This window comes from Spongiibacter taiwanensis, assembly GCF_023702635.1.
Taxonomy (GTDB): domain Bacteria; phylum Pseudomonadota; class Gammaproteobacteria; order Pseudomonadales; family Spongiibacteraceae; genus Spongiibacter; species Spongiibacter taiwanensis.
In genome coordinates, this window is the sequence record NZ_CP098455.1 from 3,170,001 (window position 1) to 3,182,368 (window position 12,368).

10 protein-coding genes are annotated in these 12,368 nt (G+C 56.4%); 3 read left to right on the top strand and 7 right to left on the bottom strand.

The features are described 5' to 3' along the window. Positions 1–75: 75 nt before the first annotated feature. Genes NCG89_RS14385 through NCG89_RS14400 form a run of 4 tightly spaced genes read right to left on the bottom strand, consistent with a single transcriptional unit; the run spans position 76 to position 5,415 of the window. Complete coding sequence (locus tag NCG89_RS14385) at positions 76–909, bottom strand: alpha/beta hydrolase (RefSeq protein WP_251087254.1); 834 nt, start codon at positions 907–909, stop codon at positions 76–78. Beyond that, the gene (locus tag NCG89_RS14390) at positions 906–2,423 is read right to left on the bottom strand and encodes a DUF3336 domain-containing protein (RefSeq protein ID WP_251087255.1); all 1,518 of its coding nucleotides are present in this window, start codon (positions 2,421–2,423) and stop codon (positions 906–908) included. Before NCG89_RS14390 ends, NCG89_RS14385 begins: the two co-directional genes overlap by 4 nt. Positions 2,424–2,427: 4 nt before the next feature. After that, complete coding sequence (locus NCG89_RS14395; protein ID WP_251087256.1) at positions 2,428–3,906, bottom strand: wax ester/triacylglycerol synthase family O-acyltransferase; 1,479 nt, start codon at positions 3,904–3,906, stop codon at positions 2,428–2,430. A 48-nt stretch (positions 3,907–3,954) separates the two neighbouring features. Continuing rightward, a complete protein-coding gene (locus NCG89_RS14400) occupies positions 3,955–5,415 on the bottom strand; it encodes an HAD-IB family hydrolase (RefSeq protein WP_251087257.1) in 1,461 nt (486 codons plus the stop codon). Positions 5,416–5,843: 428 nt separating this feature from the next. On the opposite strand from NCG89_RS14400, the gene NCG89_RS14405 reads away from it, so the two are divergent. Beyond that, the gene (locus tag NCG89_RS14405) at positions 5,844–6,614 is read left to right on the top strand and encodes an SDR family NAD(P)-dependent oxidoreductase (RefSeq protein WP_251087258.1); all 771 of its coding nucleotides are present in this window, start codon (positions 5,844–5,846) and stop codon (positions 6,612–6,614) included. A 37-nt stretch (positions 6,615–6,651) separates the two neighbouring features. Next, positions 6,652–7,443 carry an enoyl-CoA hydratase-related protein gene (locus NCG89_RS14410; protein WP_251087259.1) on the top strand — a complete coding sequence of 264 codons (792 nt, stop codon included), beginning with the start codon at positions 6,652–6,654 and terminating at the stop codon, positions 7,441–7,443. A gap of 472 nt (positions 7,444–7,915) precedes the next feature. Here the strand turns inward: NCG89_RS14410 and NCG89_RS14415 are convergent, their stop codons facing one another. Further along, positions 7,916–8,827 carry an SDR family NAD(P)-dependent oxidoreductase gene (locus tag NCG89_RS14415; protein WP_251087260.1) on the bottom strand — a complete coding sequence of 304 codons (912 nt, stop codon included), beginning with the start codon at positions 8,825–8,827 and terminating at the stop codon, positions 7,916–7,918. Between the two features lie 282 nt (positions 8,828–9,109). On the opposite strand from NCG89_RS14415, the gene NCG89_RS14420 reads away from it, so the two are divergent. Then, complete coding sequence (locus NCG89_RS14420; RefSeq protein ID WP_251087261.1) at positions 9,110–9,610, top strand: MarR family winged helix-turn-helix transcriptional regulator; 501 nt, start codon at positions 9,110–9,112, stop codon at positions 9,608–9,610. 111 nt (positions 9,611–9,721) lie between these two features. On the opposite strand, the gene NCG89_RS14425 is transcribed toward NCG89_RS14420, so the two are convergent. Next, on the bottom strand, positions 9,722–10,888 hold the full coding sequence (locus NCG89_RS14425) for an acyl-CoA dehydrogenase family protein (protein WP_251087262.1): 1,167 nt from the start codon (positions 10,886–10,888) through the stop codon (positions 9,722–9,724). Positions 10,889–10,980: 92 nt separating this feature from the next. Further along, positions 10,981–12,204 (bottom strand): acetyl-CoA hydrolase/transferase family protein, encoded by a 1,224-nt coding sequence (locus tag NCG89_RS14430; protein WP_251087263.1) that lies wholly within the window; start codon positions 12,202–12,204, stop codon positions 10,981–10,983. Between the last annotated feature and the right edge of the window lie 164 nt (positions 12,205–12,368).

Below are 12,368 nucleotides of genomic sequence, written 5' to 3' on the forward strand. Positions count from 1 at the left end.
AGCCTCTGCACAGGCTGCTGGTACCTCGAGCTTTAAGGCAAAGTGTGAGGTATGACCAAGCTGTGCAACGCTTCCCTAACAGTGGGCATTTAACCAATTGTCGACGGTGGCAAAGATCTCCTGCTTACATTCTTCGTTAAATATTTCGTGGTACAGGTCTGGGTAAAGGACGATTTCTTTATCGTCCGAGCTGATCGCTGCATGCATCAGCTGTGAGCCCTTGGGGCTGGCCAGCCCGTCTTCTTCGCCGTGCAAAAACAGCATTGGCAATTTGATCTCTGCCGCTCGGGATAGCGCCCGCTCGCCCGCTAGGAGGATCTCTACAATGAGTTTAGCGCGAATCTTGCCAGAATTTACCAGCGGGTCGGCCAGGTAATCGTCCACCACCTTCTTGTCACGGCAAACCAGGTTGGCATCCAGTTGAAGCACCGGAAGCTTGGGCAAGATCTTGGCGATGGTTTTCAGGATGAATTTTTGCGTATCGCTGACGGCATCATCGGTGGTCAAGGCTGGGCCCGAGAGAACCGCCCCCTGAACCAGGGTGGGATGGTCGATGAGCAGGTTGCTGGTGATCACCCCCCCCATGCTGTGGCCGATGATCAGACTGGGTAGGTTAGGGGTTTCGGCCTGACAGCGCAGGATAAAGTCCTTCACGGTGTCGACAAAGATGGAGAACTGGCTGATGTAACCGCGCAGGCCCTCGGATTGGCCGTGGCCAGTATGATCCAGCGCATGAACTCGAAAGCTGCGCTGCGCTAGATAACTCGCAATTTCCGCATAGCGTCCGCTGTGTTCGCCCAGGCCATGAATGATAAAGACATTGGCTTTGCCGTCTGCCTCCGGCAACCAGGACTGGGTGAATATTTTGCACCCATGAGCGTTGGTAAAGGTAGAGGTCTCGGTCTTCATTGCGATTCAGTGCCTTTATAGCTCTTGGGTTGTGTGGCCCGTCCTGATTTGTTGTGCAGTACCTCGTGGTCGAGGTCGGCAATCAAGGTGTCGAGCAATCGGCTGATATGGGTCTGGATACGGATGCGCTCAATGTGTGGCCAGGTTGCCCGCTCGCCCGCTTTGATCAGCTCGAGAATCTCATCGGTCGAGCGTGTTGATAGCAGGTTAATGGGATTGTGCAGGCGCTTGGGCGGCAGGATATTGATATCGCCGGTGTAGGTTTGCGCAAGCACGCGGCCGAGCATGTTGCTGAACCGGTTAACGGTGGTCTGGCTGGATGAGTGGCCTAGTAATTTGTTGCCGGCCATGAGCCATTCCCGGGTGCTGTTCTTCATGGCCAGGCGCAGGATGCCCAGCCCACTGGGGTTCTGATTGCGGTTGATAAAGGGCAAGGCCGCCGGGTTGGTCTGGCTGACAATAAAGTGGTTTGCGCCATACAGCCGGGTAATCCGCTTGATCGGCATGTCATCACTGATGGAGCCATCAATCCACTTGCGGTCTTTCAGGTAGGGCCGAATCTCGCCGAACTCGTCTTTGGCCTGTAGGGTAACCGGCGGGAAAAAGCCCGGGAAGGCGCAGGAGGCGACCACGGAATCCCGGATCAGCACATTGGGCGAGGCGATGGCGTTAAGCAGCCGCGATGACTGGTGCTTTTCAGCGGGCGCAACTGATACGTTGATCTGGTAACCGGTTTTGGCCTCGGCTTCTTCAAAGGTCATTTCTGGAATCAGTCGTGAGTACAGTTTGCGCACCGACTCCAGTGACACCGGACCACTACCGAGGACGCCAAACTTGCCAAACAGGCCTTTCTCCCGTTCGACTTCAAAGCGGATGTACTCGGGGTCAAAGATATTTTCCAGCTCTTTGTGGGAATGGGTGCCCACTAACGAGCCAACCAAAGCGCCACCGCTGGAGCCGCAAATGGTCTTTGGCAGCAGGTTTTCTTTCCACAAGGCGCGCACCACACCGAGGTGAAAGTAGAGCAGGTTACCTGACCCGCTGAGCATCAATGCCGAGCGACCAAAGCAATGGCTGGCCCGATGGAAGAAGTTGAACTTCTCCTCCAAGCTGATGTTTTTTGCCTGATCGCTGGCGATGAATTTTAGCGATTCGCCAATTTCATAGACGTACTCTTCGATCAGTGCCTTGGTGCCGAAGTTGGCTTTGCGATACAGGGCGTCTTTGCCCATGCCGCCCATATTGCCGTGGATACCCTCGTTCAAGGTAAACAGCAGGCCGCGCTCGTCGCCGCTGGCGCGTTTCTCTGCCAACACAGTGAGGCGGTTGCGGATGGAGCGATAGTCGTAAAGTCGGCTGCGGTCGGCCTGCTTCCAGAAATCCAGCCCCAGCGCCCGGTCTTTGGCGATGGCGGCAGCTTGCCACTCCTCGTAGGTCTGCGCCTGCTCCATTTCATCGTCTGGGGCAGTTAATATCTTGCCGACATTTTCGAGGTTCATTGAGGAGAATGGCATAATTTTACTCACTCGCGCCTGAGTTGGCTTTTTCAGCTTTGGGTTTTCTGCCGCGCCGGGCTGGCTTCTTTGCCGGGGTAGCCGCCGCTGCACTGGCGGTGGCCAGCAGGGCGTCGAACTCAGCTTGCAGACATTCGGTAAAAAAATCCATGTCGGGCAGGATGGCTTCGGTGCTGGTGATACTGAGGCTCATGTAGCCATCGTAACTCATCGCAACGACAAATAGGCCCATTCCGTCACCTAGTGGGACCATGCCGAATTGCTGCAGGCACTTGGCCCCCTTCAAATAAAGGGATTCGGCAGCACCGGGGACATTGGAAATTGCCAGGTTGCACATTTTGGCCGTCATTGAAGAGCCCAGAATCACCCGGGTCAACACCGCCATACCCGCGGCGGGAATGTGCTGGGTCAGGTCGGTGATCAAACGGGCGGTGGTGCCGGAGCGGCCCAGTTTGGCATCTTGGGTGGCCAGGCTGATGCGTTGCAGGCGTTCAACCGGATCGCTGATCTGACTGGCGATCTTGATCGCCATGGCAGAAATATTGTTGCCGTCGATGTCGCGGGAGCCCTTCGGTCGGGCGTTGATCGGCACCCAGGCAGCCAGCGGCGTGTTGGGCAGTTCGTTGTGGGCATCCAGATAGCGATGCAGGGCGCCGCCGCAAATTGCCATCACCACATCGTTCAAGGTGGCGCCAGGGGCAAGGTTGCGCAGCGACTTCATCTCCGCCAGTGGGAAGCGCACACCGGAAAAGGATTTCTCTGCACCCACTTCACCGTTGAAACGCGTGAGGGGGACCGGGCTGCGGGTATCGCGGGGATTGCTCTGGGGTGCCTCGCTGCCAGCGGCGATGCTTTTACTTTGGCTGAGTAATTTGGCAATGGCTTTGATCGGCGACAGCGCAAAGTTTCGGGTGGCGTTGCCCATCAGGGCGCCACGACCGGGGGCTTCGTGAACTTTGGCTTCGACCACGGGCTTGGTTGTCGCGGTCGCACCGTTCTCATGCAGGGCGCGGAAAAACCGCATTGCCGAAGTGCCATCGATGGCGGCGTGATGGATTTTTGTGACAAGAGCAAAGCACGGGTCGGGGCAGTCGGGGAGGTTCTTAAGGCCGGTGATCACGTGGACTTCCCAGGGGGGGCGGCGCAGGTCCAGCGCTTGGGAGTGGATGCCTGCGGCCATTTTACGCAGTGTGCTCCAGTCCCCCGGGGCCTCGGCAGGGGCATGGAAAACGTGGTTCTGAAGCAAGAAGTAGGGGTCGACGACCCAGTAGGGATAGTCCAGGTTGCCCGGCAGTTGCTTGATATGGTGAGTAAATATGGTGCTCATATGCAGATGAGCATCCAGCTGTTCTAAGGTTGCCTCGAAAGGGTCAAAACCGGGGGTATCCGGTAGCGCATAAATGCAAACCATGGTGGCATTGGACAGGTTGTTCTCCGTTTCCATGTACAGAAACTGGGCATCCTGAGGTTTCAATTGTTTCATTGACTGTCGCACTCCATGGCGATTGTCCGATTACAGGTTTACAGCAGCTTACAGATTTACCGCGACCGGGCCGGGGAGAGCGGGTCGCTCGGCGTTCAGGGTGGCAATAAACTGATCTCTGACTTGCTTGATATGAAAGTCGATATTCTCCCGCTCCCAGTCTGCAGTGCTTACCGGCGGCAACACTTCTACTTTTACAGTAGCTGGGTGAAAGAGTATATCCCCCTTGGGTTGGGCATCGGCGCTGTTGTGAAAGACGATGGGGAGAATTTCCACGCCGGCGTCCAGGGCCAAATGGAAAGCGCCTTTCTTGAACGGCCCGGGCAGGTACGACGTGCTGCGAGTGCCCTCCGGGGCAATTGCGACCGAGCGGCCTTCTTTCTTAATCGCATCGACCAGTGGTTGCATCGCCTCTATCGCGCTCTTGCTGTTAGAGCGGTCGATGGGAATGATGCCCACATATTTATAGGCATCGGCGAGTGGCTTGAGTTTGCCAAAGGCATCTTTGCCGATAGCGGCAAAATTCTCGCCCAGCAGTTTCATCACAATCAGGCCATCGGCCTGGCTCTGGTGGTTGAAAATCACCACTCGGGGTTTGTAATTGCGCAGGTGCTCCGCACCCTTTAACTCGATTTTGATACCGGTGATGGCGCACAACGAGTTGGTAAAGCTGGCGACCATGTAGCGGCGGCCCTCGGTCTGATCCTTGGCCAGACGAGCGATCACTTTTGCCACCAGATAGCTGCCGAACAGAGAGCCGTAAAGCCCTAGGCAGCGCATGAATTCGGTCAGGCCTGAGCGCCTGCTGGCAAAGGCGTAATGACGCCAGCCGGCGTTGTTTGCCGCTTCTTCCAGACCTTGATTCGGATTGACGGGAACCGGGTGGCCGACCTTTTCCAGCAGGGGCAGGTCATCGTCACTGTCGCTGTAGAAAAAGGCTTTCTTCAAGGGGGCTTTCAGGTCGGCTGCCAGGCGCTCAACGGCCAGGCGCTTGCCATAGCCCCAGCACACCGGCATGGCCACTTCGCCGGTGAATTCGCCGTCTTCGATCTGGTAATGGGAGCTGAGCACATACTTGATGCCAAACTCCTTGGCGGTGGCGATCAGCATCTGCTCGGGGGAGGACGACGCCAGAATCACGGTGTGACCCTGCTTTTGGTGAGCGGCGATGATCTGACGCATTTCGGGGTAAATGCGACGGAAAATATGCTTGCGATAGATGGCATCGCAGAGCTCCAGGAAGTCCTGCTCGGACCAGCCTTTGACCAGGCCGGCGCCAATCTCCATCAGTCGTTGGTCGTCAATCAGGCCCGCCCGGTGGGCGAACAACTGCATCACGATATCCCACAATGCTTTCTTGTCGATATCGCCCCGATTGTATTGCTCCCGCAGAGTGAACAGCGGGGAGTAGCCGGCGATGATGGTGCCGTCGAAGTCAAAGATGGCAAGGGTTTTTGCGCCTTTTGGCGCTTTGGCTATGGCGGTTAAAGCGGCATCAATAATGGCCATGCGGCCCTCTCTGCTGTCTGATTTATGATTTGTGAGCAGTACGGGAGAAGCGCGAACCAGGCGCTCTGAAAACGGGTTTCAGGTGGCCGTCCATGAGCGGTGTGACGGTCGGTTTCCCTCGCCGTAGTTTTAGCATAATTGCATGATTGTTAATAACTTTCGACGGCCCAGCGGGCTTCGAGTCGGTATCTTTATCAGTGAGATAATATCGCCGAGTGAGATGGTGTCGCACTTTACGTTAAGCAAGCAAATAGGAAGGAAGCATATTGTATGTAACATGTGGCTGTGGCTATAATGTTCGCATGCTAATGCAAATTGACGGTACCAGTTCTGCTGGTGCTTTGTCCTGCGACAAAGCCCCCGGCTTACTGTGTAGCGTTTACCCGTAAATCCCGATCCTAGATTGGTAGAGCAGAGAGAGGTGTATCTTGAAAGGTTTGACCGGAAAAGTAGCCATTGTTACTGGTGGTGCCAGCGGAATTGGTGAGGCCATCGTTCTACGTTTGGCTGAAGAAGGCTGTAAAGTCGCGCTTTTTGATATCAACCTCGAAGCGGCGCAAGGCGTTTCCAAAAAATCTCAAGACAGTGGTGCCGCTGGCTCCGTCACGCCCTTCGTGACCGATATTACCAGCCTGGAAGCGGTTGAAGCCTCTGTAGAGAAAGTCGAAAACGAACTCGGTCCGATCTGGATGCTGGTGAACAACGCGGGTTGGGACAAGCCTGCGCCGTTCCTGTCCACCGGTCCTGACCTGTGGCAGAAAATCGTTGCGCTGAACCTGATGGGCCCCATTAACCTGCACTCTGCTGTGTGCAAGCGTATGGCTGCTCGCAACGAGGGTCGCGTTATCAACGTTGCTTCCGACGCCGGTCGCGTGGGTACCAGCAACGAAGCGGTTTACTCTGCCTGTAAAGGTGGCACTATTGCATTCACCAAGTCGATGGCCCGCGAGCTGGCCCGTAACAATGTCTTGGTAAACGCGGTTTGTCCTGGCCCCACTGACACACCAGCGATGGCCGCTGTTGTTGGTACTGGTCCAGAAGCCGAAAAGTGGAAAGAGTCTATGGCCCGCGGTATTCCTCTGCGTCGTATGGCCCAGGCTGATGACTACCCCGGCATGATTGCTTTCCTGGGTAGCGACGACGCTGGCTATATCACTGGTCAGTCGATTTCCATCTCCGGTGGTCTGACAATGAGCTAATCGCTCAAACTCTACGACTTTAATTAAGGAATTGACTATGTTTGCTTCACTTCCCTACGAAGACATCACTTACGAAAATCGTAACGGTGCTGCATGGATCACCATCAACCGTCCCAAGGTTTACAACGCCTTCCGCGGCAAGACCATTGAAGAGCTGATTCACGCCTTCCTGACTGCTGCCAGCGACAAAGAAGTGGGTGTGGTCGTGTTGACCGGTTCTGGTGACAAAGCGTTCTGTACCGGCGGTGACCAGTCCAACCACGATGGCGACTACGACGGCCGTGGTGTTGTGGGTCTGCCCATCGACGAACTGCAGTCTGCGATTCGCGACATTCCCAAGCCAGTTATTGCGGCGGTTAACGGCTACGCCATCGGCGGTGGTCACGTACTGGCAACGATCTGCGACATGACCATTGCTGCCGACACTGCCCAAATGGGTCAGGTTGGTCCTAAAGTGGGTTCTGTTGACGCGGGCTGGGGTACTGCTTACCTGGCGCGTATCGTTGGCGAGAAGAAAGCCCGCGAAATCTGGTACATGTGTAAGCGTTACACTTCTACCGAAATGATGGAAATGGGTCTGGTAAACAAGGTGGTTCCCGCTGCTGAACTGGAAGCGGAAGTGACCAGCTGGTGCGAAACCATGATGTCTCACAGCCCCACTGCGATGGCGCTGGCCAAGCGCTCTTTCAACTGCGACAGCGAGTCTATTCGCGGTGTGAGCCAGCTGGCGTTGAACGCGGTGAAGATGTACTACGATACTGCTGAGTCTCGTGAGGGTGTTAACGCCTTCAACGAAAAGCGCAAGCCAGACTTCCGCAAGTTCGTGTAAGACTCTTTTTGAGTTGCTCCAACGCCGGCCTAGTGCCGGCGTTGTTGCTTCTGGGGGTGGCGTTTGGGTTTGGCGTTGGGGGCTCGACGCGAAAGCGGTATCGAAGGCGCGGTTCTGTCTGGGAAACGCTGGGCGGGAGATGGGAGACGCTAGTGCTTGCGGCTTCGCCATCTCTTGCGATGTGCTTCGAGCGAGGAAAAGAGAAAAGCCCTTGCGTTAGCGAGTCGTTGACTCATACTTTGTAGCGTCTCCCGTCTCCCGTCTCCCGTCTCCCGTCTCCCGTCTCCCGTCTCCCGTCTCCCGTCTCCCGTCTCCCGTCTCCCGTCTCCCGTCTCCCGTCTCCCGTCTCCCGTCTCCCGTCTCCCGTCTCCCGTCTCCCGTCTCCCGTCTCCCGTCTCCCGTCTCCCATCCGGCCACAAAAAAGCCGACGCTAAGGTCGGCTTTAATACTGCGCTTGGCGCCTGCGATCCGCTTACACTGGATCCCAGGTGAACACGTCCATGGAGCGATCCAATGCGTAGAAGTCGTCTTTGAACATGGGGAATACCCGGTCGATGATCGCTTCGGCGGAGATGCCGCCTTCGTCGCCGATATGGGCAGTGCGCACGGGGCGGGGCTGGCTGAAGAAGTAGACCTCGTTGGCGCGGGCGCCGAAGATCTGGCCGGTGATATGGGCGGCAGAGTCAGACAGCAGGGCAGCAACCAGCGGTGCAACCTTTTTAGGCTCCATCCGCTCGATGATCTTCCAGCGCGCTTTCTCTTCTTCGGTTTCCTTGGGAATGCCGTTCATCACCATCGGTGTCATGGCGAAGGGGGCGATACAGTTTGAGCGAACGTTGAAGCGTTGCATATCCAGGGCGATGGATTTAGACAGGCCAACCACACCCATTTTGCTGGCAGAGTAGTTTGCCTGACCGAAGTTGCCTACCAGGCCGGAGGTGGACGTCATGTGGACCATGGAGCCGCTGCCCTGCTCTTTAAAGTGTGGGGCAAGTACCCGGGCGGTGTTAAAGCAGCCCTTCAGGTTGACCAGCAGGGCCTGGTCCCACTCTTCCTCAGACATTTTGAAGAAGATGCGATCCCGCAGGATGCCGGCGTTGTTCACCAGGCCATCCACTTTGCCCCAGGTGTCCATGGCAATCTGAACCAGGTTTTCGGCGCCGCTGTACTGGGCGATGTTGTCCAATGAGACGACCGCCTGGCCACCGTTCTCTTTGATGGCGGCAACCACTTGCTCAGCGGTGCTGTTACCGTCTTCGTCTTTGCCCAGGTCATTGACGACAACTTTTGCGCCTTTCTCTGCGCAGTAATGGGCGATGCACTCACCCACGCCACGGCCAGCGCCGGTGACGATAATAACTTTGTCTTCCAATAGGTTGGACATGCTGGAACTCTCCGTTGCTTGTGCGTTGGTCAAACTGGATATGCTGGAGATAGTAGAAGCTTCACTATCTAAAAGTAACAAAGCATACGATAAGTTGTGCTAATATGTCCAGCGAGTGGCGGGCTTTGCCGGTGATGTTGGGTGCGTTCAGAGGCCCGGTATTGAGGCGATGTTGCTGTCACTAATATCGGTATTAACCGCAATTTTTTCGCGCTCTGTAAATCGAAAAAATTGGTATCCTTGCTGATAGTAAAGGTCCAGATTTAGGGAAAAGAAAGGCTAATGGCTAATAAAACGACATCCAGCGAAGAACTGGAGCAGCGGCGCCACCTGCGGGTGGGTTTTCTTATTCACGACGTGTCCCGGCTTCGTCGCACCGTCTATGATCAGCATTTGAAGCCCCTTGGTATTACCCGTTCCCAGTGGTGGGTGTTGAGTAACCTGTCCCGTCACGATGGTGATGGCTACATGCAGGTCGAGCTCGCGCGATTGCTCGATGTGGGCAAGGTCACCCTGGGTGGATTGATCGATCGATTGGAAGACAGCGGGTTTGTTATCCGGGTGCCCGATAAAAATGACCGGCGTTCCAAGCGGGTGCTGATTTCGCCCAAAGGGGCAGAGGTCCTCAAGCAGATTGAGTCAGTCTCGCGCAAATTGAACAATGAGATTTTGAAAGAAATTGCGCCGGAAGATGAAGAAAAATTTGCCCAGCTGCTGGCAAAGATGAAGTCCAACCTCATTGAGATGGAAGCCTTGCCGGTTGCCAGCAAAGCCAGCGACTAAGCGCCCTCTGGCCCGCGCTTTCTGTGCGGGCTTACCTCCCTTCTGATTTTCCCAGCGATAAATTTCAGGCATAAAAAAAGCCCCCGAAGGGGCTCGAAACGCTCACCTGTCTTAGTAAGACTTGGGCAGGCCTAGTACGCGCTCGCCGATAAAGGAGAGGATCATCTGCTCGGTCACTGGCGCGATACGCGGCAGGATAGACTCACGGAACAGACGCTCAACGTGGTACTCGCGGGCATAGCCCATGCCGCCGTGTGTCAGTACTGACTTGGTACAGGCATCGAAGGCAGCCCGGGCACTGAGGAACTTGGCTGCGTTGGCTTCGGCGCCGCAGGGCAGGCCGTTGTCGTACAGGTTGGCAGCGCGCAGGCACATGAAGTAGGCCGACTCGAGGTAAGTCCAGGCTTCAGCCAGCGGGTGCTGGATGCCCTGGTTTTGTCCGATGGGGCGACCAAATACCACCCGCTCTTTGGCGTATTGGGCGGCTTTGTCCAGCGCGGCGCGGCCGATGCCGATGGCTTCGATGCCGACCAGAACACGCTCGGGGTTCAAGCTGTCCAGCAGGTAGTAGAAACCTTTGCCAACTTCGCCGATCACGTCAGAGTCGGGAATGAAGTAGTCGTCAATGTAGGTCGCGTTGGAGTCAACCGCATTACGGCCCAGTTTCTTGATCCGGCGCACTTCAATTTTGGTGCGGTCCAGGTCGGCGTAGAACAGGGTCATGCCGTCGGTGGGGCGCTTGCAGTCTTCTTTGGGAGTGGTGCGAGCCAGCAGCACAATTTTGTGGGCTTCTTGGCCAGTTGAGGTCCACATTTTGCGACCGTTAACGATGTAACCGCCATCGACCTTCTTGGCAAAGGTTTTGATGCTGGTGGTGTCCAGGCCAGCATCTGGCTCGGTGACACCAAAGCAGGCTTTCTGTTGGCCCTGAATCAGGGGCTCGAGCCAGCGCTTTTTCTGTTCGTCGCTGCCGTGAACAACAATGGCGTGGGGACCAAACAGGTTGATGTGAATGGCAGAAGCCGCCGACTGACCGCCACCGCTGGCGGCAACCGCGTGCATCATAATGGCTGCTTCAGTTACGCCCAGGCCGGCGCCGCCCAGCTCTTCTGGCATGGTGATGCCCAGCCAGCCGGATTGTGCCATGGCGTTGTAAAACTCTTCAGGGAAGCGGGCTTTGTCGTCGCATTCCATCCAATATTCATCGGTGAACTCGGAACAGACTTTCCGCACACTCTCGTCAATTTCTTTCTGCAGGTCGGTGAAAGTAAAGTCCATCGCGATTCTCCTCAATGTTGATGGTTTTGATACGTTAGATTTTACGAAATAGTTCGCTACAAAACAATAATAAAGCGAAGGAAGTCGCTTCCCTACTGGAAGAACGCCTCCTCCAGGCTAGCCCGGTGATTCGGGTGGGCAATATCGATGATGCGTTTGGCGCGGGTCTTTAGATCAACGCCCCGCAGGTGGGCGATGCCAAATTCGGTTATCAGCACATCCACGTTGTACTGGGGAACCGACACCGGCGTGCCAGCGGGCAGCTTGGCGACCAGGCGGGAAATCTCACCCTTGGGGTCCGCGGCGGGCAGCGCGATGATAGATAGTCCATCGGCCTGGGCTCTGGCGGCGGCGGCAAAATCCGGCAGGCCGCCGGGGCCGCTCAGGGAGCGCCCCCCCAGCATTTCGGCATTCACCTGACCGGTCAGGTCCACCTCGAGGGCAGAGTTAACGGCGAACAGCTTAGGGGTAGCGGCCAGAATGGCGGCGCTGTGACTGCGCTCGACACCGCAAATTTCCAGCTGCTCGATGTTGGTCAGTTCGGGGTAGAGGGATTCACTGCCCAGGGCCACGGTGCTGATAATGGGCTGGCTCATGTCGACGCTGCCACTTTCCAACAGGCCGAGCAAGCCGTCGCTCACCATGCCGCTGTGAATACGGAGATTGCGGTGGTTGGCCAGCGCCTTCATCAATTGGTTGGGTACTTTGCCCAGGCCACATTGCAGGGCGGCGCCATCGGGCAGCAGGGAGGCGATACTGTCGGCGATGGCTTGGGAAACGGCATTGTCGTTGCCTGCGTCGTAGCAGGCCAGCTTTGTGTCGACCTCGGCGTAGGCGCTGATATCCTCAAGGGCAATGCTGGCTGACTTGGCCAGGCTGGGGACATTAGGGTTGATCAGGGCAAGGATGCGCGGTTTATTTGCCAGAATGCCGGGCAGAAACTCGCCCTGTGGGCCCACGCTGCAGCGACCTTGTGCATCCGGTGGTGCAACTTGTACCAGCACCGTGTCGATGGCGCCGGGTTGAGACAGCTGCAGACCGATCTGGGAGTAGGTCATCGGGGCAAAATTGACTTTGCCGGCGCCGGGTTTGGCAAAGCCGGGCTGCATAAAGTTGACGGTCATCTCGCCGCTGCCTGCCAGGTTGAATTTGTTCACGCCCGGGATGAAGCTACAGTAGTAATGGCAGGCGGGCAGACCTTCGGTGGTGGCAATGGCTTCGGTTAAGGCGGTGGGTTCCCCTGCGCTACCGGAGACGAAAACCCGCTCTCCGGGAGTGAGCATGCCGACGAGTTCTTGCAGGGAAACAGGCTTCATAAGCGTTAATGCCTCTGGAGGTCGCACCCGTCCCCAGGCGAATAGGGGAGGGAAAAGTGGGGGTCAGATTCGTAGCGAGGTCAGGCAAATTCAGAGCATAGCTTCTGATCGGTGACTTTGCTTCCAAATAGTATGCTAGCAATCTACTCTGTTGGTTTCAATGA

Excerpts from the sequence above, each read along its gene's own strand:
- NCG89_RS14385 (WP_251087254.1), bottom strand. The coding sequence starts at position 909 with ATGAAGACCGAGACCTCTACCTTTACCAACGCTCATGGGTGCAAAATA.
- NCG89_RS14390 (WP_251087255.1), bottom strand. The coding sequence starts at position 2,423 with ATGCCATTCTCCTCAATGAACCTCGAAAATGTCGGCAAGATATTAACT.
- NCG89_RS14395 (WP_251087256.1), bottom strand. The coding sequence starts at position 3,906 with ATGAAACAATTGAAACCTCAGGATGCCCAGTTTCTGTACATGGAAACG.
- NCG89_RS14400 (WP_251087257.1), bottom strand. The coding sequence starts at position 5,415 with ATGGCCATTATTGATGCCGCTTTAACCGCCATAGCCAAAGCGCCAAAA.
- NCG89_RS14410 (WP_251087259.1), top strand. The coding sequence starts at position 6,652 with ATGTTTGCTTCACTTCCCTACGAAGACATCACTTACGAAAATCGTAAC.
- NCG89_RS14415 (WP_251087260.1), bottom strand. The coding sequence starts at position 8,827 with ATGTCCAACCTATTGGAAGACAAAGTTATTATCGTCACCGGCGCTGGC.
- NCG89_RS14420 (WP_251087261.1), top strand. The coding sequence starts at position 9,110 with ATGGCTAATAAAACGACATCCAGCGAAGAACTGGAGCAGCGGCGCCAC.
- NCG89_RS14425 (WP_251087262.1), bottom strand. The coding sequence starts at position 10,888 with ATGGACTTTACTTTCACCGACCTGCAGAAAGAAATTGACGAGAGTGTG.
- NCG89_RS14430 (WP_251087263.1), bottom strand. The coding sequence starts at position 12,204 with ATGAAGCCTGTTTCCCTGCAAGAACTCGTCGGCATGCTCACTCCCGGA.